Raw genomic sequence first — 22,042 nt, forward strand, 5'->3', positions numbered from 1 at the left:
CTCTTTTTTTAAACGTAATTGTCAGATGATTTAAAAGTTTACCTTTTTGCAGTATCTACTAAAACTATCGAGAGAAGGTGCTACGATGTCATTAACATTAGCTCATTGGATGTATGCATTGGTTACACTTATTGTAATTGGGACGATGCTTTTCCGACGGGGGGTCGTTCTTCCCACCTTAGTAGGTACTCTAGTCGTAGCGTGGATTTACAAAGGAAGCTTTATTGGTGGACTACAAGCCATTTTTAATGCAAACCTCGTAGCAGCGAAAGAGCTTTTCAGTATTTTCTTGATTATTACTTTTATGGTAGCACTTCTTCATTCCCTAAAAGATCTTGGGGCTGACCGAAGAATGATTGAACCGATTCAAAAGGTTATGTTCAATGGTCACATGGCTTTCTGGGTGTTGATTGCCGTAACGTTCTCCATTTCCTTGTTCTTCTGGCCTACTCCAGCTGTTCCACTTATTGGTGCTCTATTAATTCCTGCAGCTGTTAAAGCTGGACTTCCCGCGATTGGGGCTGCTGTAGCCATATCCTTGGCAGGGCAAGGGATGGCGTTATCTTCTGACTATGTCATGCAGATTGCTCCTATGCTAAGTGCGAAGGCAGCAGGTGTTGAAACGTCTCTTGTTGCAGGCAAGGCTTTCACCTTATCCTTGATTACTGGAGTAACCGCTATTGGAATCGCCTACATGACGATGTTCAAGAGCATGAGAAAAACAAATGATCTGAAAATTGATAACGAATTGAACACCCTGGGAACTTATAGTGCCCAGCATGAAGTAGCTGCAGCGAGTCAAGTGATGAGTGCTGAGGATCAGTCGGTTCTTGACCGTTGGGGCAAAGTTTTTGCCGCTCTTGTTCCTTTAAGCTTGTTGGCAGTTGTCGTAGTCATGGCATTCTCCAAGACAGGGGACTCTGCTATGGGTGGATTTGAAGGAGGAGACGGAGCAGCCTTTATCGGAGGTGTAGCTGCGATCCTGCTTGTACTGGCTTCGGTTGCTTTTGGACGCGCTCATGCCTTAGACAAGATTGCTGATCATATCACGGATGGATTCGTATTTGCCTTCAAAGCGATGGGGCCGGTTGTTCCTATTGCAGGGTTCTTCTTCTTAGGAAGCGGAGAATTTGCAGGTGCCATCATGGGGCTGGCTGATGATGTTGCTAAGCCGGCATTCCTGTTCGATATCGTTAACTCCGCGCAAAGTCTCGTTCCTCAAAGTGCATTTTTAACTGCCTTTGGAATTCTTATTATCGGTATCATTACAGGTTTGGATGGTTCTGGTTTCTCTGGCCTTCCGTTAACCGGTGGTTTAGCAGGGGCTATGGGACCAGGAGTTGGTTTAGATCCTTCCACGTTAGCTGCTATTGGACAAATGGGAGCGATCTGGACAGGGGGCGGAACATTGATTGCGTGGTCATCCCTAGTAGCTGTAGCCGGGTTTGCTGGCGTATCGGCGATTGAGTTGGCACGTAAAAACTTCTTGCCGGTTATCATTGGGTTGTCTTTGTCTACACTAATTGCACTATTTATATGGTAAAAAACTTTAAAAACTTTCGAAAAATGTTATTGACAGTTTGGTGAACACCCTGTAATATGTAAGACAAGAGCTTCGGTATACCAAATACCAAGCTCTTCTAAAAAACAACATTTGGTATACCATATACCGAATACAAAAAACACTAAGTTAGGTTAACCCTTCTTGGTCATACTAACAAGGGCCAAGCAACAAAAAATATGAACCTACATTCAAGGAGGAGTAAAAAATGGCAGAATTATTATCCCGTGACGAGTTTAGAGCAGAATTGGAAAAGGCAATCAAAGGACAGCATTCATCTGTATCACCATTTGCAAAAGCTTGGTCTGAAGGATTGTTAGAGCGTAAGCACTTTGCACTATGGGCTGAGAATCACTACGCATACGTTGGACCATTCGCTGACTACTTGGCTTACATCTACGCTAGCACTCCGGATCAATACACTGACGCTAAAGACTTTACCCTTCAAAACATGTGGGAAGAAGAGCTTGGCGGTGACAGACACACTGACTTATTGATTCGCTTCGCAGAAGCTTGCGGAACAACAGCTGAGCGTGTAACTGATATCAGCAACATCCTTCCAACCACTCTTGGTTTACAAAGCTGGTGCTACGCTGTAGCAATGAGAGAAAGCTTCGTTGTTGCAACAGCTGCTCTAGTAGTAGGTTTGGAGTCTCAAGTTCCAGCTATCTACCGTAAGCAATTGCCACCTTTGAAAGAGAAGTACGGATTCACAGATGAAGAGGTAGAATTCTTCGATCTACACATCGTTTCTGATGAAATCCACGGTGAGCGCGGATACCAAATCGTTCTTGACTATGCAACTACTCCAGAATTACAACAACGTTGCTTAGATATCGTACGCACTGGTGCGAAAATGCGTTGGATGTACATGGAAGGTCTATACAACTCCATGAAGGAAGAAATCGAAGCAAAGATCAACGCTTAGTTAATAGGTGAAACCTATACGGCAGTTTCCTCGAGTAAAGGGAACTGCCGTTCCAATAAGTACGATAGGAGAGGTGAGAGAAACATGCTAAAAACAACAGTCCAAACTTTTAATAACCTAATCAATGGTGAATGGGTAGAATCTGGGTCAGGCAAAACCTTTCAAAGCATCAATCCAGCCGATACCAACGATATCGTAGCGGAGTTCCAAGCTTCTACAGAAGAAGATGCGTTTAACGCCGTAAGAGCAGCTGAGCAAGCCTTCGCTGATTGGGCGAAGTTAACGCCGTCTAATCGAGCTAAAATCCTTAATAAGGCAGCCGATATCCTGGAGAGCCGAGTAGATCAGTATGCTGAAGAATTAACTCGTGAAGAAGGAAAGATTATTGGAGCGAGCCGTATGGAAATCGTGCGATCTGCTGCTACCTTCCGATTCTATGCTGTTGAAGCATTAACCTTTACAGGAGAAACGTTCCCATCTGATGATCCAACGGCTCAGATTTATACGGTACGCGAACCATTAGGGGTTATCTCGGTTATTACCCCATGGAATTTCCCAATTTCCATTGCCGCTCGTAAAATCGCCCCCGCTTTGATGACAGGCAACACCGTCGTATTTAAGCCTTCATCTGATACTCCTCTGATCGGGCTGCGCCTGATTGAGGCTTTAGTTGATGCAGGAATTCCTAAGGGAGTCATTAACTTTGTAACAGGATCTGCTTCCCAAGTGGTTGGGCCGCTCTTGACTGACCCAGCAGTGAAAGCCGTGACGTTTACAGGCTCCACAGGTGCAGGGGAGTCCATCCAAAAAGCAGTGGCTCTTACTACACGCACCCAAATGGAGCTAGGCGGAAAGAATCCATTAATCGTGATGGATGATGCGGATGTAGATAAAGCAGTTGAACTTACCATTAAAGGTGGATTTGAGTTAACAGGCCAAGCTTGTACAGGAACAAGCCGTGTCATCGTAATGAAATCTGTACATGATCAATATGTAAGCAAGTTAGTCGAGAAAACAAAAGAATTGAAGATCGGAAACGGCATGGAAAAAGGAGTGGAAATCGGTCCTTTAGCCAATGCCAAGCAGATGAAAAACGTTCTTCATTATGTAGAAGTTGGACAACAAGAAGGAGCCACACTTGTTTATGGTGGTGAGCGCCTAACAGGGCCAGAGTTCGATAATGGCTACTATGTAAGACCGGCTGTGTTCAGTGGAGTAACACCTAAGATGACGATCGCTCAAGAAGAGATCTTCGGACCAGTTGTAGCGGTAATCGCGGTAGACAGCTTTGAGGAAGCGCTAGCGATTGCGAATGATGTGGAATACGGCTTGTCCGCATCGATTGTTACAAATAGCATTGCAACCGCCCAGAAATTTGCAGCAGGCATTCATTCCGGTACGGTGAAAATTAATCGTACGACAACAGGGAACTTAATCAATGCTCCATTTGGCGGATTAAAGAGATCTAGTACTTCTACCTTTAGAGAGTCCGGTAGAGTTGGCTTAGAATTCTTTACCCAAACCAAGACTGTTTACTTTGGATACTAGTTTCGATAAATAGGAGGATATAAAAGATGAAAAAAGCCATTAAATTAGAACGTGCAGAAGCGAAATTGATGATTGAAGCAGCGATTAAAAAGTCTGAAGAAATTGGCGTATTAGAAACGGTTTGTATCGTAGATGACGGAGGATATGTTATTGCTCTTGAAAGAATGGATGGAGCACGTATTACTGGTCCTGAAATTGCGATCGCAAAGGCCTTCACGGCTGCAGGACACAAGCGTTCTACCCACCTATTTAATACTGAGCCCAATGGTCCAGCGTTACCAGGAAACGAAGCATTCGGAATCCAACATATGCTAGGCGGGAAGTTTGCGATCTTTGTGGGCGGATTCCCGATCGTGGTAGACGGTCAAGTCATCGGCGGAGTGGGTTTGAGTGGCGGTAACGGAGAACAAGATACAGCGGCTGGAGTGGCTGCATTACAAGCTCTTAAAGAACATCTAGCTAAAGATGGCTATGATGTGGTTGCTGAACCGAATTTGAAGTATTAATTTGAAACTGAAAGAAGGAGTTGGAAATGTCCTATAAAGATCTTTTCATCGGCTTTGCCCGCTCCGGATTGTTAGGGTATGGCGGAGGGCCTTCCGTCATCCCCCTCATCAGATATGAAGCAGTTGAAAAGTACAAGTGGATGGATGATGAGGAGTTTGGAGATATTCTAGCTTTAGCTAACGCTCTTCCCGGTCCGATCGCGACAAAGATGGCGACCTATATTGGATACCGGGTGAAAGGGACATTGGGTGCTCTCGTTGCCGTTCTCTCGCATATTATTCCTACCGTTGTAGCTATGATTGCTCTGCTAGGTTCTTTATATGCTATGGGTCAATCAGCCATAATCAAAGGAATGATTGCGGCAGTCGGGCCGGTAATTGGGATGATGCTTGCGGTCATGACCTATCAGTTCCTACAAAAAACGTGGAAAGGGATGGGCATAGCCGGTAGTATCGCCAGCATTGGCGTAGCAATTGTGGCGCTTCAGTTTATAGGTATTCATCCAGCTATTATGATTGCAATCTTTATTGCTTTTGCCTTCATTAAAACTTTTATGCGATCTAGAGCTGCCACAGAAGCGAGCCATCAGGGTTCCATGATGAATCGGAGTGTTGAGAAATGATTTACTTACATTTATTTTGGGCGTTCTTTATCTCAAATATCCTGGGTTATGGCGGGGGGCCACCCTCGATCCCTCTTATCCAAGCAGAAGTGGTAGACAACTATAAGTGGTTAACCTTAAGAGAGTTTGGAGACGTTCTTGCAATCGGAAATGCGCTTCCGGGACCCATTGCAACGAAGATGGCTGCCTTTGTCGGGTTTCAGGTAGCGGGTGTAGCTGGGGCAACGATAGCCTTGGTAGCTACGGTTTTACCTTCAGCCATTGCGATGGTTATTCTTTTTAAATCTGTAGCTTACTTCAAGGATTCCCCTTATGTAAAAGAAATGACAAAATCCGTTCAGCCGGTTGTTGCTGTTTTACTAGGGATCTTGGCTTATCAATTTTTTATTCACGCATTTTATGACAGCGGGGCGATTCATACAGCTGTTTTAGCCATTGGAAGTTTTGTCGCAATGGAGGTTATCAAGATTCACCCCTCTATTGTTATCGTGAGTTCGTTGGCTTATGGAGCCATTTTGCTGAGTTAATCGTTCAAGGAGAGAGGAGGTGGGATGATGTTACCCCATAAAGAGGACTGGGTCGTAGAAGAGCTCGTACCCATTCGGGAGAAGGTTTACCAGTACCTGAAAAATGAAATCTTATCAGGTGAATTAAAAACCGGAGAAAGATTAGTAGAACGAGAACTAGCAGATCGTTTAAAGATTAGCCGCACCCCCATTCGAGAAGCCTTGCTTCGCTTAGAATCACAGGGATTCGTAACGACCGTCCCGCGAAAGGGAGTCATTGTTTCCCAAATCTCTCGCGAGCAAGTGCTTGAGGTCTTCTCCATTTTGTCAGCATTGGAAGTGATGGCTGTACAGTTAGCAACTGAAAGGCTCGATGAGGCTACTTTACAAGAACTAGATCAATTGATAGCTGAGACGGATCGTTTAACGGAGCGTGAAGAAGATCAAGAGATCTCTCAGTTCCACATACGAACAAATGATTTTTTGTATAGGGCAGCTAAGAGCCCGCGATTGCACGATATGCTAAAGGATCTCGTGGATTATATACGAGCTTTTGCCCATATCGGTTATGAGGTGCCGGGACGTATGCAGCAGGCCTTAAAAGAGCACAAGGACATCTTACTAGCGGTAAGAGCGGGTCAGGCTGAACTAGCGATGAAACTGACCAGAGATCATATTGAATACTCACGAAACGCCTATATTCATACCATTGATTCCATTAAGAAAAACAAATAGGGAGGGACCATTATGGCAAAGATCGAATTTCAAACTTCAGGTAAAGTGGTTCAATTTGAGGATGGAGTAGAAACCAACTTGTTGGCAACTGCCATCCGTAACAACGCAGAACTTCCTTACAAATGTGGAGGAGGATTGTGCGGAACTTGCAAGATTCATGTGGAGGACGGGGCAGAGAACATGACCAAAATCCGTAAGCATGAAACGCATCGTTTAACAGAAGAGCAATTAGCCCAAGGCTACCGCCTCGCTTGCATGAGCTTTGCGACTGGTGATGTAAAGGTCACTTGGGATGGCAATGTAAAGGTGAAAGAAAATGCGAAGCTTAAAGCGCATTGGGAGTCTAAATAGAGATGACAAGAAGATGTGTCCGTGGGGACCATCTTCTTTTTTTATGGTCCGGGACCTCGTTCCTCTTCGATGGGTCGGATGCTCACGAAACCAAGTAACTTGCTCTCATACCGGTAATGATTCCAAGTAGGCCCGCCCAATCCGGTTCGGCCCACCCAATTCCGGTGGTGGAACGCCCAAATCGAGTACCCAAGCGCCCGAAAAGTGGGTTGGCCCGCCCAATCCGGTAATTCCCGCCATGGAGCTCGTGATCTTCGATTGGCTAGAAGCGAAGAGGCGTCTTTTCTTGTGCATTTGGCTAGGATAAGAATGGGTAGTCACACATGGTATATCAAACACCATATAATGGTAGAAACTCAATTGAGATTATGATATATATATAATTAACTTTCTCTTACACAATATATCAAGTACAATTTGATTAAATCATTTTGAGTGGCTTTACATGAGGATAGGGGGTACAAGCGTTGGCAGAGTTCGGTTCGGAAGACTGGAATGCGGAGATCGTCCCCATAAGGGATAAAGTCTTTGAATACATTAAAAATGCCATATTAAGAGGGGAATTTAAATCCGGGGAAAGAATTGTGGAGAGGGATCTTGCAGAAAAGCTGAATATCAGCCGCACTCCAATCCGGGAGGCGCTGTTTCGTCTGGAGTCCGTAGGTTTCGTCAAAACTATGCCGAGAAAAGGCGTGGTGGTCTCTAAGATGACGACTGAGGAGATCATCGAGGTCTTCACGATACTCTCAAGCTTAGAAAGCTTAGCGGTTAGATTAGCCGCAGAGAAGTTAAACGATGAGCATGAAACAGCGCTCACCGATTTGATTCAAAGGATAAATGAGGAGCTCGCCGGGAACCTGACGGAAAAAGATTACTCCCAGTTCCACTTAGAAATGAGGGACATTATACATCAGGCTGCGCAAAGTCCAAGGCTATATGAGATTCTTACTAGCCAGGTTGAGTATATTCGGGCCTTTGCCTTCGTTTCGCATGAAACCGTGGAGCGTCGGAGACAAGCGTTCGAGGAGCATCGAGACATTGCGGTAGCCATCGTAAAGCGTGACGTGAAGCAGGCGGAGCAGCTTGCTCAGCTCCATATCGAAAACTCCAAGCAGTCTTATTTAGAATCGCTGGAGAAAATGATGGGAAGCACCTAGAAATCGTATGTAAACCATACGATTTCTTTTTTTTCGACAAAACTACCTAAGGTTAAAATGGAAGGATGTGGTTTATAATGGTATTATAAGAAAATTCAAACAAGGAGGCTGCGGACATGCTGGATTTTGAAGCGTGGTTGTCATGGCAAGCAGAGGTTACAGATGCCATTGATAGGGAAGAAATGGAGTTAAGAACGTATAAAACCATGGAAAAATTACTGCTTGTCCGCCGAGATCGTGCTGAACAGATGGAGCGAGTCATGGAGCTGCAAGAAATAGAAACTCAGCTTTTTCAGGTGAGGATGATGCAAAAGTTGAAAGCGCTGTTAATCAAGCGTTGGCAGACGGAGTTTCATCAGACTGCACGAACCTTGTTTAGTTCATAATCGTAAAGGATGGGAGAGGGGGCTAACGCCCTCTTTTTTCAGCCTCTTACGGATGTGGATGTCAAGAATTTCAAAATATGCTTACATTTATGCTCAAGGAAGCAGACAATAGGTGATCAATAGTGTAAAATAAGAGAAGATCAAACGGATAGGGAGGCCCACAGCTGTGAGGATCAGATCTTTTCGGTTAGGAGATTATATAGCGATCACTACGATTTGGAGAGAGACAGGCTTAGAGAAGAAAGAAGCTGAATCGATGGACGACCTAGCCAAACAGTTGGCTTGGGACAGTGAACTCGTACTCGTAGCGGAAGCTGAGGAGCGGGTGATCGGCGTTATTGTTGGGACATTGGATGGTACCAGAGGTTATTTTTATCGCTTAGCAGTTGACCCTAGCTATCAGGGGCATGGTGTTGGCAAGGAGCTAGTTAAGGCGCTAGAAAAACGCTTAAAGCAAAGAGGGGCCAAACGTGTTATCATCATGGTTAACCAAAACAACAAGACGGTGATCCCTTTTTACAATAGTCTAGGATACGAGGTTCAGGAGTATATCACATTATCGAAGAGCCTTTCATCTAACTCATAATCGTGAAAGGAGAGAACAATGGCTTCCCCGGGAACTTATATCAGAGTAGAGAGCTATAAGCATGACAAGTCATTCCATAGAGCATGGGACAAGACCATGGTTCTTCACGTTAGCGATTCGGTGCTGATTGGTGCGAATGATAATGTAAGAGTAACGGAAGCTGACGGCAGGGAGTGGCGCACAAGAGAACCTGCTATTTGTACATTCGGTCGAGGACAATGGTTTAATACCATTGCGATGCTGCGCGATGACGGAATTTACTACTATTGTAATATTGGCTCGCCCTTTTCCTTGAAACAAGACGTTCTATCCTACATCGATTACGATCTGGATGTAAAGGTGTTTCCCGATATGTCCTACGTGATTTTGGACAAGGAGGAACTAGCTGTACATAGCAGGCTGATGCAGTATCCTCCAGAGGTCATGGCACAGGTCAATAGGGCAGCCCAAGAAGTGGTGATGTGGCTCCAGGAGAAGCGTGGAGCTTTTCACCCCGGATTCGTGGAGCGTTGGTATGAGCGTTTCCTAACATTGCAAAATAAATGAGGCTCCTTTCGCATTATGCAAGGGGGTTTTTTCATTTTTCCCGTTTTTTAGCGTAAGAATATAACCAAAGATAGAAAAGCGAAGGGACGAGCGCATGGACAGTATAAAAAGATACTTTGAGTTTGTGAGACCTTATTGGAAACTGATCGCTATAACTATTGTAATAGGCTTGCTTAAATTTGGGATTCCTTTAGCCCTCCCGCTCGTAATTAAATATGTCATCGATGATCTCTTGCTCACTGATTTAGCACCTGAAGTTAAGCTGGAGAGATTGTTCTGGATCATGGGAATCACGTTTATTGTGTTTACCATTGTTCGTTACCCGATTGAATATTATAGGCAATACTATGCCCAGTTGTCAGCCAACCAGATCCTTTATGATATTCGTGACCGTCTGTTTTCCCACCTCCAGAAACTTTCGCTAAGATACTATCAAAATACGAAGGCTGGAGAGGTAATATCGCGGGTCATTAATGATGTAGAACAAACAAAGAATTTCATCATGACGGGCTTGATGAATATTTGGCTAGACCTAGCCACTCTTTTTATCGCAATTGCTATCATGTTTACGATGGATCCAGGCTTAACCCTTGTTGCCATATCGGTTTTACCCCTTTATGGATTTTCCATTAAGTACTTTTATAAGAAATTAAAGCATTTAACTAAGGTTCGTTCCCAAGCCTTAGCTGAGCTTCAAGGCCATCTTCATGAGCGAGTGCAGGGAATTGCCGTGGTGAAGGGATTTGCGCTTGAGGATCATGAACAAAAGCACTTTGAAAAACGGAACCAGCGTTTTCTGGATAAAGCCGTTGATCATACGGTATGGAATGCCAAGACCTTTGCTGTAACGAACTCGATCACCGATATTGCGCCATTACTCGTTATCACGTACGCAGCTTACCAGGTAGTACAGGAAGATTTGACAGTAGGGGCACTTATTGCTTTTTATGCCTACATGGATCGCTTATACAGTCCTTTGCGGAGGCTGGTAAACTCCTCCACGACACTTACACAATCGATTGCCTCAATGGATCGCATGTTTGAACTAATGGATGAAAAATACGATATTCGAGATAAACAAGGAGCTGTGGAGCTGCAGGAGGTTCGAGGCAGGGTTGTCTTCGATCAAGTATCCTTTCGCTATCGCGATACCGGAGAAGAGGTGCTTCGCGGCGTAGACTTGGTTGTAGAGGAAGGGCAAACGATCGCCCTGGTCGGTATGAGTGGAGGAGGAAAGTCATCCCTGATCAGCCTTATTCCACGTTTTTACGATGTGTCTGAAGGGGCTGTCTACCTAGATGGTTATGATATCCGCGATGTCACGATGAAAAGCTTAAGAAACCAGATTGGGATGGTTCTACAGGACAATATTTTGTTCAGTGATTCGATACGGGAAAACATCTTAATGGGGAACCCAGACGCCACAGAGGAAGATGTTATTCTTGCAGCGAAGGCAGCGAATGCCCATGACTTTATCATGGAGCTGCCAGAGGGATATGATACGGAAATCGGAGAGCGAGGGGTGAAGCTATCTGGTGGACAGAAGCAGCGAGTGGCTATTGCGAGGGTGTTTCTAAAAGACCCTAGGATCCTTATTTTAGATGAAGCCACCTCGGCCCTTGACTTGGAATCTGAGCAGCTGATCCAGCACTCTCTGGAGCGGTTGGCGAAGGATCGGACGACGTTTATTGTGGCGCATCGCCTATCCACGATTACTCACGCGGATAAGATTGTTCTGATCTCGGATGGAAGGATTTTAGAAACAGGTACTCATCAAGAATTAATGAATGCCCAGGGTGCTTATTATAAGTTATATACCGTACAGCATTTGGATCATCCCGTGGCGGAATGAAAAAAGAAAGTCTCGCATAGGTCGAGACTTTCTTTTTTTGTGGCTTATTTATTAAATTCCGGGTCATTAAACGGATTGGCAACCCAACCTGCAGGTTCGATGAACAGTCTGACTGCCACAACCTGGCGGTCTTCCATAAGAGTAAAGAAGTGTGGCTGGTTTTCCGGAACGGAAATCACATCTCCGGCTTCGAGCTCTACATCAAAGTAACCGGTGTCTCCCTGTCCTTTGATAATGAATATCCCATGCCCAGCGGTGATCGCGCGAACCTCGTCTTCGGTGTGAGTGTGAACTTGTTCAAACTTTTTAAGCAACTCCTCTAGGTTGGGAGTGGATTCCGAAAGAGCTACAACATCCCAATTTACATATCCCCGGCGCTCTGCAAGAGATTTAATATCGTCTTCATAGGCTTTGAGTGTTAAAGTCTTTTCTTCGTCCGTTAAGTTCGTTCTGCCTTGTAATTCAGCAGGAAGCTTGGATGTGTCCCAGTGCTCGTAGAGAACCCCTTGAGATTCTAAGAATGCTCCAACCTTTTCGTTTCCTTCAATGCGTTCCCCTGTTTTTCTTAAGACGATCGATGCCATGGTTATTTCCTCCCTTTAGTTGGTGTATAATTTTTGATTCACAAGCGATCTAGCTTGCAGCAGTCTCAAGTGATATTCAAATAAGAATTCAAAAGCTTCAACATGTCGCTTGGTCTCAAAGTCATTCCCGCCCCAAGCATAAATGCCATGATTGCGAATCAACACACCTGGAATGCGCGGGTTTAGCACTTTTTCTATTTCCTTGGCGAGTTTGGGGATATCGGCGTAATTCTCAACGATAGGGATTTGAATTACGGCTCCCTCTTCCCATATATCAAGCCCTTTAATTAATTCTTGATTTCCGATTTCAAAGTAGCCTTGGTTGCCATAAAGCTCCGAAACCACATTATTGGCTATGGTATGGACATGGAAAACCGCTCCAGCCTTAGGGATATTGCGATAGATGACGGAGTGCACCAGGGTCTCCGCTGAAGGCTTCAAATTGGTCTTCTCGACGGGCAAGGCATCCGCATCGACAAACAGATAATCCTCAGGTGTTATTTTGGTTTTATCCTTCCCGCTGGCTGTTACAGCAAAAACGATGGGATCCTGGTTGGACTTAATAGAGAGATTCCCGCTAGTACCGGGAAACCAACCCCGGTTGGCAAAGTTCTGCTTGACCTCATTAAGCTTTAAGATGATGTCTTGTCTTTGTTCTGCATGAATGGAGAAGTTCATGCTCACCCCTCCTTTTGAATATTCAACTGTAAATTTTTTAAGATATCTATGACTTCGTGGAAAGTATGGAAGGAAGAGTGGGGGAGACCCATTTCCTCGCACTTTTCTTTTAAGAAAGATCGAGCAATCGTATAATCGGCAATTTTGGCCCCGGCAAGATCCGTGATGCTGTCTCCGATGACGACCTTATAGTACTCGTCGGAGGGATAGGAGCGGATAATACTCGTCTTACACATCCCGCAGTCGACATCGCAATGCTGATCGCAGGCATGTGGCCAGGTGATTTTGATCATCTCGTCCTCAAACTCTGCGCTATTACAGTAAATTTGTTTAGAGAGACCAAAGGGTTCTAGCTTCGGGTAAACGAAAAAGTCAATTCCACCGCTTGTAATAAGCAATTGGATGCCTTGTTCTCTTGTGTATTCAACGAATTCCCCGAATCCATCTCGAATTTGAGCGACGTCTACAACGAATTTAATAATATTTTCTTTTTCATAGCTCGGTATAAGGGAAAACAGTTCACCGACGCCTGTTCGAATGGTTTTTTTCTGAGCTAAAATATCTTGTACAATCGATTCCCAGCCGGCTGGAGCGAAATGCTTCATGATGTCTACAATGTTGTCTTTTTCCGTAATGGTCCCGTCAAAATCGCAGAACAGGATGAGTTTCTTCATGGTTTCACAATCCCCCATTTTTCAATGGCGGACTGCAGGTTAGGATCCACAGAGTCCTCAAGGGAGATCCCTTGTAACACCGCATCAATAGCGGCTCTGAACGCTCGGCCTCCGCCAACAGGCCCGCCTGGATGACCATGGATTCCTCCTCCTGCATTCACGATATGATCCATTCCAAAGTCTTTATAGAGCAAAGGAACCATGCCTGGATGAATACCTGCAGATGGAACAGGAAAAGCCGCTCGCAAGCCTGCTTGTTCCTCTACCAAGTAGCGTGCAATATCTAACGCTTCTTGCTTAGGCAAGGCAACGGAACCGTAAGGTGATGGAAAAAGAACGATGTCTGCCCCAGCGAGTCTCATTAGCTTTCCTAACAGAAGAGGAGAGGTAATCCCGTATGTAGAGGATTGGTATAGGGCTCCCGCCATCGCTGGATGGGCCATAATGGGAACCGTTACGTCAGGATCACTGCTAAGCTGGGTTAAGATATCAAAGCCATAAGGCAGAACGTTTAGCAGCAAGCAGTTCGCTCCGTTTTCAATTGCTCGCTTGGCACGGTCTACTAGTTCGGTAACCGGACCCGTTAAGTTAGCCGCATACAGTACCTGGCGTCCGGAGGCTTCAATTACGTCCTTGCAAGCTTGAATTCGTTCCAAGAATGGAGCATGCTCATCGGCAAAGAAGATCTCATCGTCCTTAACCAGATCCACTCCACCCTCCACCTGTAATCGGAACTGATCCACGAGCTCCTGCTGCGGGAGGCCGATACAAGATTTAAAAATACTCATGAACAGTGGTCTGTCATGGACATTTAGCTTTTCTCGCACACCTGCGATACCAAACTTAGGCCCAGGGAAAGCTTGAGTAAAGGCATCGGGGAATTCAATATCCATTAATCGAATTTTCCCATCCATGGAGATTTTGCCAAACACATTGGTGAGTAGGGAAGGGATATCGTAAGTGAAATTTACGACAGGATAGTCGACCTTAATTAGCCCTCTCTCAAGACCTGATTCTGTTTTTTCGAGAACGGTAGCACCAGCTGAGCGGCCTAAATGCTTCTGCAGTTTTTCCTGTTTGGCAGCAGGGAGGTCCGTCCAGCTTCCGACAGTCATTCCGACAGCAATGGCTTCGGCTTTTTGTTCTAAATTTTTCGCTTCGGTAAGGTAAGTAACCGTAATATAGGACAAAGGTAAACCTCCTTTAAATATAAATGCAAATTAAAAAGTACCCCTTGTTAGATAAGAGGTACTTGAATAGTATCAAATACAGCTTATCTCCCAGAATGGATCAACCCTCCTGCAGGATGTAGCACCGTGTTTTTATTTTGCACAATTGGCATAAAATAAAAATCGGTTGCCGGGCGTCATCGGGCCAGTCCCTCAGCCATCTCTCGATAAGTTGGAATCTATTTATTTTCACATAATACTCTAAACATACGATATTATATTACTGCTCTTAATAAGGAAAGTCAACAGATAAAGATTTTCTGTTTTCTAAAAGTTTTTACGTTGACATTAGATTCGAACAACTGTATATAAGTATATAGCTAATGATAATGGAGGGGTGGAAGGATGGAGTATCGCGCCTTTAGCGAACAAGAAGCAGTGGAATATGCTCGGCATATCAAAGGGCTCTTCCCAGATGGAGCGCAATTGGACAGCCGGGAGATCGGTGATGGGAATCTTAATCTCGTTTTTCATATTATAGACAGAGTTTCGGGCAAAAGCATCATCTTCAAGCAAGCCTTGCCTTATGCAAGAGTGGTGGGTGAGTCTTGGCCGCTAACGTTAGATCGAGCACGAATTGAAAGTGAAGCCCTTATTATTCAAGACGAAATATGCCCGGGCTCTGTGCCTAAGGTTTACCATTATGATAAAGAGTTGGCTCTAACGGTGATGGAGGATTTGTCCGATCATGTGATTATGAGAAAGGGTTTAATTGAAGGGAACCTTTATCCTGCTTTTGCTGAACATATTGGTAGCTTTTTGGCTAAGACCTTGTTCTTTACCTCCGATTATGCGATGGGCTTTAAAGAGAAGAAAGAGAGAGTAGGTCAATTTATCAATCCTGAGCTTTGTAAAATTACAGAGGATCTTGTGTTTACGGATCCTTATTATGACGCAGAGACCAATAACTTTAATCCGTTAATTCGTGAGACGGTAGAGGGGATCTGGGGAAATGCTGAGCTTCGCCGGGAGATCGGGAAGCTGAAGTACTCGTTTATGACAGACGCTCAAGCACTTTTGCATGGGGACTTGCATACGGGAAGCATTATGGTGACAGAACAGAGCACCAAAGTCATTGACCCTGAGTTTGCTTACTATGGTCCAATGGGCTTCGATATTGGTGCCGTCATCGCGAATTTACTTTTAAATTATGCGGCTCAAGAAGGCCTTAAGGAAAATGCCGCAGAACGTGGATCTTTTCGAGCGTGGCTATTAGGAACGGCTACGAAGGTATGGAATACGTTCGAAGAAGAATTCCGCCGATTGTATAAGGAAAATGTGAAAGATCCTGTGTTTTCAGCTCCTGGCTTTGTTGACGATGTGATGGCAGGGTTGCTCAAGGATACTGCAGGGTTTGCGGGCTGCAAAATGATGCGGCGAGTGATAGGGCTAGCAGGTGTAGCAGACCTCAATTCCATTCAGGATGAGAAAGTTCGAGCCAAGGCTGAAATCTTCGCTCTAGCCATCGGTCAAAGCTTGGTAATGGAGAGACAAGCTGTAAAACGTATCGAGGACGTACTTGAAATCGTGAAAAAAATAGAAGAGTAGGGGCTGAATTCGTGGAGAAACATGTCCATTCCGTGAGGTGGGAAGGCGATCGAGTGCTGTTGCTTGATCAAACGAAGCTTCCCTTAGAGGTTGAGTTTGAAGAGGTATACACGATACAGCAGATGTGGGATGCGATCCGTGCGCTAAAAGTAAGAGGGGCTCCTGCTATCGGCATTTCTGCAGCCTATGGGATGTATTTAGGCGCTAAGGATTTACAGGCTGCCGATCGTGCTGAGTTCCTTGTGCAGCTCCGTGAAAAAAGGGACTATTTAGCTACTTCCCGTCCAACTGCTGTGAATTTATTCTGGGCTATCGATCGGATGATGAGCAAGGCTGAATCCCTAGGGGATGCAGAGGTTGCAGTTATTAAGCATGAGCTACTGGAAGAAGCAAGACGCATTCAAGCAGAAGATATTGAAGTGTGCCGCAGCATTGGGGAACATGCCATTTCTCTTTTTCATGATGGAATGGGCATCTTAACCCATTGTAATGCTGGTGGGATTGCTACAGCGAAGTACGGAACCGCTTTAGCCCCGATGTATCTAGCCAAGGAAAGAGGATGGGATATCAAGGTATTCGCCGATGAGACACGCCCCGTGTTCCAAGGGGCGCGTCTGACGGCTTGGGAGCTGCAACAGGCAGGAATTGATGTCACACTGATCTGCGATAACATGGCGGCTATGGTGATGTCTAAAGGATGGGTACAGGCCGTGATTGTAGGTACCGATCGTATTGCCGCGAACGGGGATGTGGCCAATAAGATTGGAACCTATGGCTTAGCTGTGTTAGCAAAAGCTCATGGGATTCCATTCTACGTCGCTTCACCGTTGTCCACCATTGATTTGGATACCAAGACCGGAGCAGAGATTCCGATTGAAGAGCGGCCTGCTGAGGAGATCACGGAGATCGGAGGACGCCGCGTGGCCCCTCAAGGGATCAAGGTATTCAATCCAGCATTTGATGTCACGCCCAATGAGTATGTTACGGCGATCATTACGGAGAAGGGGATTGTTCGTGCTCCGTATGAGGAAAATTTAAAGAAGCTGTTTGAATAGTGGGGAGAGCCAGTCGATGAGGAGACTGGCTTTTTTGCTTTGTGGAAATGGAAAAAGTCCATCTATTTGCCTAAGAGGATTGATTATAGTTCCGTCTAGTTGGATTTTTTCCAACTAAATTAGTCTACGGCCCTTATTTGAGATGCTATTCAGCTCATTAAGTGGACATATTCCATCTATTCATTCCTTTTGAGAGGGCCTTTCTCTGAGTAAGTGGACTTTTTCCATCTACGACAGTCTCGCCACACAAAAAAAGAGGACTCTCTGATCGAGAGTCCTCTTCCTTATATTACTCAGTAGCTACGGATTGATCTGCTTGAAGCTTCACAGGAGTTAGCATCATGAAATGCTGAGCAGCATTGTCACGAAGTGACTCGATACGTTCTGCAGTGTCGTGTTGATCAGTAGCTTTTAATTCTTCGATATAAGCATTTAATAATTCTACAACATCTTGTTGACCCTTGTCATTAAGAGGGAGTAGATCTACTTTAGCACCCTTGGCTACGCGGCGCTTAATCGCTTCCTCATCAAGGCCCATTTCAGGTTGAAGGTGTAGATAAACGACTCCACCTGTCATCCCTGCAGCCATCCAAGGACCTGGGTCTCCCATGACCAACGCTCTTCCGTTTGTCATGTACTCGAAGGCAAATCCTTTCAGGTTCGCACGTCCACCAATTCCGCCATACTGGTCGTTGATTGGTTGAGTGAGCTCACCACCGAATACAATATCCGCACCGGATAGACGGATACATGCACGAGCATCCGCGTTACCTTGAACGATGAACGTACCTTTTTGAGCGCCGTAAGCAAAGCTCTTACCTACGGATCCATTGATGAACAGGCCGTTCTTGCTGCGAGCCTTCATAACGCTAATCTTACCGCCGAAGCTGGTTTTACCAACACCGTCTTGCGCTCCACCTTGTACGCGGATGTTGATTCCTTGAGCATTGAAGGCACCAAGTCCGTTTCCAGGTACACAGCCAGTTTCGAAGTTCAAATGAACCTCAGGTAAAGTAGTATAGCTTCCATCTAGATGAGGCTTCACGCGCTCGCCGGAATAGCGGCTTCCAAGTACACGCTGATCACCTAGGACGTTAGAGAATTGACGCACCAATGGTCTGTCATTCGATACATACACATTTTCTACAACTTGCCCTTTAGCACCAGCCGCGACAAGTACTTTAGCAAATTCTTCTTCCGTTTCTGCAGGAACAGTAGCCGGAGTCCAGTCTACACGCTCTAGCATCGCCGTTAAATCAATTTTAGCCAATTCGCGAGCTTGAACCAGAAGATCGGAGCGACCTACAAGCTCTTGTGCGTTCGTAAAGCCTAATTCGGCTGTGATGCGTTGAACTTCTTCTCCAAGAGAGCTGAAGAGACGCTTTAAGTTACCAACAGCTTCATCGAATACGCGAGGAACAAAACGACGAAGTCCGTGTTCTTTCGCTTCTTCAACGGATTCGATTTGTGTTGCAATCCCTACGTGGCAAGTATCTAGGTGACAGCCACGGCAAGTGGTACATCCTACAGCAAGCATTGCTAACGTTCCAAAGCCTGCACGGTTCGCACCAAGCATCATCATTTTGACAACATCAGCACCGCTCTTCAGGCCACCGTCAGACCATAGTTCTACCTTATTGCGCAATCCAGCTTCGATAAGAGCCTTGTGAGCAGCAACGACTCCAATCTCTGTAGGCAATCCTACGTGTTGAAGAGCGTGGATACGAGCAGCCCCTGTACCGCCATCGAAACCAGAAAGAGTGATGATGTCTGCACCAGCTTTAGCAACCCCAACGGCAATGGTACCAATGTTAGGAACGACAGGAACCTTTACGATGACCTTCGCTTGATGGTTGGCTGTTTTAAATTCATCGATGATCTGTGCAAGATCCTCAATGGAGTAGATGTCATGATTGTTGGATGGTGAAATTAAGTCGGATCCAATGGTCGCATTACGAGCTGCAGCAACCTTAGCCGTTACCTTCTTACCCGGTAAGTGTCCACCTTCACCTGGCTTTGCTCCTTGCCCAATCTTTAACTCAAGAAGGTTCGTAGAGTTAGCCAATTCCACGTTGACACCAAAACGACCAGATGCGATCTGCTGTCCGCGTGTTTTAGGATATTTCCCGATCATATCCTTGATTTCTCCGCCTTCTCCGTTCAAGCTGATCATGTTCAATTGATCAGCAGCTTCTGCATAGGCGCGGAAGGCTGTTTCATTCTGAGAACCGAAGGACATAGAAGAAATCACGAACGGTAAGTTGTGTTCGCCTACACCGATATTAACAAGAGATGGGTCCACTTTACCTTCGGACTTATCAAAGTTAATGTCGGCAACGTGACGGATGGAAAGAGGAGTTTCTCTTTCTATTTCCTCAAGCTTATCAGCAAATTCTTGATAAGTTAAAGTACCTTGTGCTAACTGCCCGATTGATTTCCAAACACGAGGCCACAAGTGAAATAGCTTCGCAGGCTTAGATTCGTCAGCTTGGAAATCTTCATAACGCTGCTTGCTTTCTTTTTCAAGATCTTCAAACGAAGTTCCAGCTGTATCAGATCCACAGAAATTCACAATGTGCAGAACTTCTGCTACTTTATCGTTTAGTCCGATAGAAGAGAAGATGCGGAAGTAACCGCGTGTCTCATGAATTCCGATGGTGGAAGTCACTTTCTCAAGCCCTTTTGCAAGAGCTTCATATAGGTTCACACAAGAAGTCTGACCGTCTTTGCCATATACCGTTGCAAATAACAAGTAAGGGTCGATTGAATCTGCACCCAGACCAAAAGCTACAGCAATGTCATGCAAGCTACGAATAGCGGCAGAACGGATAACGATGCTCGCTTTTCTGCGCAGGCTAATTCCGTCTTCATTTTTAGCAGCCTTTAGAGCTTGATCTACCTTGGCAATGACAAGCAGAGGGTCGATCCAGTACTTACCGTCTGTATGCGTCAACGCGTCATCTAGGACAATAAGCTGCTTGCCGCTGCTAACGGCTTGAACTGCTTGAGCAGCTAATGCTTCCAATGCTTCTGCAATGGTTTGACCTTCTACAAAGTGAGTGGATAACGTAGCTACTCCACCATTGGCGTTGAAATATTCAACAATCTGTTCAAGAGAAGAAGAACCCACTTGAGCAGCAGCTGCTTGTAGGGATGCTCCTTCCATGATGATCGGAGATGGCAATTCGATTCCTGGTTTATCTAGTTCACGATAAATGCCAGGGCGGGCACCCAATACTACACGGGTAGAGAAGTGCTCAACCTCACGGTCACGGTCAATGGCTGGATTCGTAACAACCGCTACACTTTCCTTGATAAAATCAGCTAGGTTTTGTCTGTCTTGGGCAAGAGCCGCTAGTGGGGCATCATGACCCAAGGAGCGGATTGGTTCTGCTCCGTTCGTTGCCATTTGCTCAGCAAGCTGAATTTGTTCTCTTTCCCATCCGAAGGCGGAATAGACTTTATTCTTCGCTTCTGTAAAATCTACATAAGGCGCTTGTGCAGCTGTTAGCTTAGCGAAGGAAAGTTGCTCGCCAAATCCTTTAATTGCACCGCGTGCTGTTGCTCTCTCATAAACGATTTCTTGAAGCTCGGCATGGAACACCACTTCAACGTGTGCGTCTTTATGAAGCTTCAAGCCCACTTTCTCGCCTGGAGCTAAGGACTTCGGCTCACTGACCATTTCCGTGACAGGAATGACCCCTTGCTCGGAAGAGAAGAATAGAGAGGTCGTATCTTCAACCATCCAAACGGGACGTAAACCTAAAGCATCTACACTGAACACACACTCATCTTTAAAGCGTGAAATAATTCCAGCAGGTCCTTGAGCAAAGTGTCCCCAAGCCTGACGGAAGTACATATAGAGGTCTTGAAGTTCTGGACGCAAGTGCTTAATCTCATTATGAATAGGAGGGAAGACCATCTCCAACGCTTCAAACAAGCTAAGGCCAAAGCGGTGAATTAAGGTTTCGATGGTTCTATTCATATTTTGAGAATCACTTCCTCCTTTAACAAGAGGAACACCTAACATCGTTGCTTCATCTTCTAGCTTGTTAATTGTATTGATCTCTCCATTGTGACCAAGAACCGAAAACGGCTGAACACGGAAGAAGCTAGAAAGTGTATTAGTGGAATAACGGTTGTGACCTAAAGTTGCAGAAGATGCAAACTCAGGCTTAGTAATGTCTTGGTAGTAACGAGGAATGATGCTTGCTGCGCCCATTACCTTATAAGCTGCTGTATGATTGCTAAGGGAAGCAACATGAACGTTAAATTGCTCTTCAATCTCGACATGTAAGTCGAAGAGGGAGCTTTCTACGTTAGTCTTTTCACAAAGTCCGGCAATCTGCCAGAATATCGGTTCATCTGCGCGGCCATTCTTACCCAGAACTTCACTATTCACTGCATTTTCTTGCTCGAGGAGGATGGTTACTCCGTGTTGAACAAATAGGTTACGAATGGCAGTCATCACTTCAACAGCATCGTGACCCTTGCGAGGAACAAAAATGTGTGCCATGGAGAATTTTTCGTTGTAAGCTACATCGGAGGAAAGTCCTGCCTTGGCTAACTTCTGAGCCCAAAGGTTTCTAGGGATATCGGTGAGGATCCCACATCCGTCCCCTTCGCCATCAATAAAACCGGAACGATGTTCCATCTTGATCAGCGCATCAATGATACGAAGTACATTGTCTCTAGTCGGTTGGCCGTTCTTTTCAATGATGGCCACAATCCCACAGCTATCGTGTTCTTCAGCAAGGTGATTTTTAAATTTTCCAAAATTAGGGCTTACTGTCATAACGCTGGTCAGCTGGGCTGACCTTCACCTCCTATCCCAGTATAAACGTGTCTTTTTTCTCTGTGTATGATTAAAACATAATCCCCGCAAGGGGAAAAAACAAGTGGATATTCAGTCCATCTTGTGAAAGTGCCTAGTTTACTTGGATTGTAAAATAAGTGCAGATGGGCTACTTCCAAAAAGAGGAGAATATT

21 protein-coding genes and 1 riboswitch are annotated in these 22,042 nt (G+C 45.3%); of the genes, 15 read left to right on the forward strand and 6 right to left on the reverse strand.

What is annotated here, in order from left to right; translation table 11 throughout:
* The first annotated feature begins 85 nt into the window (after positions 1–85).
* From EIZ58_RS06680 to EIZ58_RS06715, 8 genes are all read left to right on the forward strand, one after another.
* Positions 86–1,543, forward strand: coding sequence for a hypothetical protein (locus EIZ58_RS06680; protein ID WP_134699834.1), 1,458 nt, complete (start codon positions 86–88; stop codon positions 1,541–1,543).
* 226 nt (positions 1,544–1,769) lie between these two features.
* On the forward strand, positions 1,770–2,489 hold the full coding sequence (locus tag EIZ58_RS06685; RefSeq protein WP_134699835.1) for an iron-containing redox enzyme family protein: 720 nt from the start codon (positions 1,770–1,772) through the stop codon (positions 2,487–2,489).
* 84 nt (positions 2,490–2,573) lie between these two features.
* Positions 2,574–4,037: an aldehyde dehydrogenase family protein gene (locus EIZ58_RS06690; RefSeq protein ID WP_134699836.1), complete on the forward strand. Its 1,464-nt coding sequence runs from the start codon at positions 2,574–2,576 to the stop codon at positions 4,035–4,037.
* A gap of 26 nt (positions 4,038–4,063) precedes the next feature.
* Positions 4,064–4,543 (forward strand): GlcG/HbpS family heme-binding protein, encoded by a 480-nt coding sequence (locus tag EIZ58_RS06695; protein WP_134699837.1) that lies wholly within the window; start codon positions 4,064–4,066, stop codon positions 4,541–4,543.
* 26 nt (positions 4,544–4,569) lie between these two features.
* The gene (locus EIZ58_RS06700) at positions 4,570–5,166 is read left to right on the forward strand and encodes a chromate transporter (RefSeq protein ID WP_134699838.1); all 597 of its coding nucleotides are present in this window, start codon (positions 4,570–4,572) and stop codon (positions 5,164–5,166) included.
* Positions 5,163–5,693, forward strand: a complete 531-nt coding sequence (locus tag EIZ58_RS06705; RefSeq protein ID WP_134699839.1) for a chromate transporter — start codon at positions 5,163–5,165, stop codon at positions 5,691–5,693. The genes EIZ58_RS06700 and EIZ58_RS06705 overlap by 4 nt, the downstream gene beginning before the upstream one ends.
* Positions 5,694–5,720: 27 nt before the next feature.
* Entirely contained in the window at positions 5,721–6,407 is a 687-nt protein-coding gene (locus EIZ58_RS06710) for a GntR family transcriptional regulator (protein ID WP_134700930.1), read from the forward strand.
* 12 nt (positions 6,408–6,419) lie between these two features.
* The gene (locus EIZ58_RS06715) at positions 6,420–6,758 is read left to right on the forward strand and encodes a 2Fe-2S iron-sulfur cluster-binding protein (RefSeq protein ID WP_134699840.1); all 339 of its coding nucleotides are present in this window, start codon (positions 6,420–6,422) and stop codon (positions 6,756–6,758) included.
* Positions 6,759–6,863: 105 nt separating this feature from the next.
* Here the strand turns inward: EIZ58_RS06715 and EIZ58_RS06720 are convergent, their stop codons facing one another.
* Positions 6,864–7,052 (reverse strand): hypothetical protein, encoded by a 189-nt coding sequence (locus tag EIZ58_RS06720; RefSeq protein ID WP_167577549.1) that lies wholly within the window; start codon positions 7,050–7,052, stop codon positions 6,864–6,866.
* Positions 7,053–7,225: 173 nt separating this feature from the next.
* On the opposite strand from EIZ58_RS06720, the gene EIZ58_RS06725 reads away from it, so the two are divergent.
* The 5 genes from EIZ58_RS06725 (at position 7,226) to EIZ58_RS06745 (ending at position 11,285) form a co-directional block, all read left to right on the forward strand.
* Entirely contained in the window at positions 7,226–7,915 is a 690-nt protein-coding gene (locus EIZ58_RS06725; RefSeq protein WP_134699842.1) for a GntR family transcriptional regulator, read from the forward strand.
* A 116-nt stretch (positions 7,916–8,031) separates the two neighbouring features.
* Positions 8,032–8,301 (forward strand): hypothetical protein, encoded by a 270-nt coding sequence (locus EIZ58_RS06730; RefSeq protein WP_134699843.1) that lies wholly within the window; start codon positions 8,032–8,034, stop codon positions 8,299–8,301.
* Positions 8,302–8,467: 166 nt separating this feature from the next.
* A complete protein-coding gene (locus EIZ58_RS06735) occupies positions 8,468–8,887 on the forward strand; it encodes a GNAT family acetyltransferase (RefSeq protein WP_134699844.1) in 420 nt (139 codons plus the stop codon).
* Positions 8,888–8,905: 18 nt separating this feature from the next.
* Positions 8,906–9,433: a DUF402 domain-containing protein gene (locus EIZ58_RS06740; protein WP_134699845.1), complete on the forward strand. Its 528-nt coding sequence runs from the start codon at positions 8,906–8,908 to the stop codon at positions 9,431–9,433.
* Between the two features lie 94 nt (positions 9,434–9,527).
* Positions 9,528–11,285 (forward strand): ABC transporter ATP-binding protein, encoded by a 1,758-nt coding sequence (locus EIZ58_RS06745; protein ID WP_134699846.1) that lies wholly within the window; start codon positions 9,528–9,530, stop codon positions 11,283–11,285.
* A gap of 44 nt (positions 11,286–11,329) precedes the next feature.
* Here EIZ58_RS06745 and EIZ58_RS06750 read toward each other — a convergent pair whose 3' ends face one another.
* The 4 genes from EIZ58_RS06750 to EIZ58_RS06765 are packed head-to-tail and all read right to left on the reverse strand — an operon-like array spanning position 11,330 to position 14,411.
* A complete protein-coding gene (locus tag EIZ58_RS06750; protein ID WP_134699847.1) occupies positions 11,330–11,869 on the reverse strand; it encodes a 1,2-dihydroxy-3-keto-5-methylthiopentene dioxygenase in 540 nt (179 codons plus the stop codon).
* 15 nt (positions 11,870–11,884) lie between these two features.
* Positions 11,885–12,547 (reverse strand): methylthioribulose 1-phosphate dehydratase, encoded by a 663-nt coding sequence (locus tag EIZ58_RS06755; RefSeq protein WP_134699848.1) that lies wholly within the window; start codon positions 12,545–12,547, stop codon positions 11,885–11,887.
* Between the two features lie 2 nt (positions 12,548–12,549).
* Complete coding sequence (locus EIZ58_RS06760) at positions 12,550–13,221, reverse strand: 2-hydroxy-3-keto-5-methylthiopentenyl-1-phosphate phosphatase (RefSeq protein WP_240688981.1); 672 nt, start codon at positions 13,219–13,221, stop codon at positions 12,550–12,552.
* Complete coding sequence (locus EIZ58_RS06765; RefSeq protein ID WP_134699850.1) at positions 13,218–14,411, reverse strand: 2,3-diketo-5-methylthiopentyl-1-phosphate enolase; 1,194 nt, start codon at positions 14,409–14,411, stop codon at positions 13,218–13,220. Before EIZ58_RS06765 ends, EIZ58_RS06760 begins: the two co-directional genes overlap by 4 nt.
* Before the next feature lie 80 nt (positions 14,412–14,491).
* Positions 14,492–14,624: riboswitch (SAM riboswitch) on the reverse strand.
* A 171-nt stretch (positions 14,625–14,795) separates the two neighbouring features.
* Here EIZ58_RS06765 and mtnK point away from each other — a divergent pair.
* Positions 14,796–15,998 (forward strand): S-methyl-5-thioribose kinase, encoded by a 1,203-nt coding sequence (mtnK, locus tag EIZ58_RS06770; RefSeq protein WP_134699851.1) that lies wholly within the window; start codon positions 14,796–14,798, stop codon positions 15,996–15,998.
* 11 nt (positions 15,999–16,009) lie between these two features.
* Positions 16,010–17,053, forward strand: coding sequence for an S-methyl-5-thioribose-1-phosphate isomerase (gene mtnA, locus EIZ58_RS06775; RefSeq protein WP_134699852.1), 1,044 nt, complete (start codon positions 16,010–16,012; stop codon positions 17,051–17,053).
* 289 nt (positions 17,054–17,342) lie between these two features.
* Here mtnA and EIZ58_RS06780 read toward each other — a convergent pair whose 3' ends face one another.
* Positions 17,343–21,848, reverse strand: coding sequence for a glutamate synthase-related protein (locus EIZ58_RS06780; RefSeq protein ID WP_134699853.1), 4,506 nt, complete (start codon positions 21,846–21,848; stop codon positions 17,343–17,345).
* Between the last annotated feature and the right edge of the window lie 194 nt (positions 21,849–22,042).

Source organism: Ammoniphilus sp. YIM 78166 (genome assembly GCF_004522215.1).
GTDB lineage: Bacteria > Bacillota > Bacilli > Aneurinibacillales > RAOX-1 > YIM-78166.

What these genes read in the sequence shown, in the direction of transcription:
- EIZ58_RS06680 (WP_134699834.1), top strand. Translation starts at nt 86, where the DNA reads ATGTCATTAACATTAGCTCATTGGATGTATGCATTGGTTACACTTATT.
- EIZ58_RS06685 (WP_134699835.1), top strand. Translation starts at nt 1,770, where the DNA reads ATGGCAGAATTATTATCCCGTGACGAGTTTAGAGCAGAATTGGAAAAG.
- EIZ58_RS06690 (WP_134699836.1), top strand. Translation starts at nt 2,574, where the DNA reads ATGCTAAAAACAACAGTCCAAACTTTTAATAACCTAATCAATGGTGAA.
- EIZ58_RS06695 (WP_134699837.1), top strand. Translation starts at nt 4,064, where the DNA reads ATGAAAAAAGCCATTAAATTAGAACGTGCAGAAGCGAAATTGATGATT.
- EIZ58_RS06700 (WP_134699838.1), top strand. Translation starts at nt 4,570, where the DNA reads ATGTCCTATAAAGATCTTTTCATCGGCTTTGCCCGCTCCGGATTGTTA.
- EIZ58_RS06705 (WP_134699839.1), top strand. Translation starts at nt 5,163, where the DNA reads ATGATTTACTTACATTTATTTTGGGCGTTCTTTATCTCAAATATCCTG.
- EIZ58_RS06710 (WP_134700930.1), top strand. Translation starts at nt 5,721, where the DNA reads ATGTTACCCCATAAAGAGGACTGGGTCGTAGAAGAGCTCGTACCCATT.
- EIZ58_RS06715 (WP_134699840.1), top strand. Translation starts at nt 6,420, where the DNA reads ATGGCAAAGATCGAATTTCAAACTTCAGGTAAAGTGGTTCAATTTGAG.
- EIZ58_RS06720 (WP_167577549.1), bottom strand. Translation starts at nt 7,052, where the DNA reads ATGCACAAGAAAAGACGCCTCTTCGCTTCTAGCCAATCGAAGATCACG.
- EIZ58_RS06730 (WP_134699843.1), top strand. Translation starts at nt 8,032, where the DNA reads ATGCTGGATTTTGAAGCGTGGTTGTCATGGCAAGCAGAGGTTACAGAT.
- EIZ58_RS06740 (WP_134699845.1), top strand. Translation starts at nt 8,906, where the DNA reads ATGGCTTCCCCGGGAACTTATATCAGAGTAGAGAGCTATAAGCATGAC.
- EIZ58_RS06745 (WP_134699846.1), top strand. Translation starts at nt 9,528, where the DNA reads ATGGACAGTATAAAAAGATACTTTGAGTTTGTGAGACCTTATTGGAAA.
- EIZ58_RS06750 (WP_134699847.1), bottom strand. Translation starts at nt 11,869, where the DNA reads ATGGCATCGATCGTCTTAAGAAAAACAGGGGAACGCATTGAAGGAAAC.
- EIZ58_RS06755 (WP_134699848.1), bottom strand. Translation starts at nt 12,547, where the DNA reads ATGAACTTCTCCATTCATGCAGAACAAAGACAAGACATCATCTTAAAG.
- EIZ58_RS06760 (WP_240688981.1), bottom strand. Translation starts at nt 13,221, where the DNA reads ATGAAGAAACTCATCCTGTTCTGCGATTTTGACGGGACCATTACGGAA.
- mtnK (WP_134699851.1), top strand. Translation starts at nt 14,796, where the DNA reads ATGGAGTATCGCGCCTTTAGCGAACAAGAAGCAGTGGAATATGCTCGG.
- EIZ58_RS06780 (WP_134699853.1), bottom strand. Translation starts at nt 21,848, where the DNA reads ATGACAGTAAGCCCTAATTTTGGAAAATTTAAAAATCACCTTGCTGAA.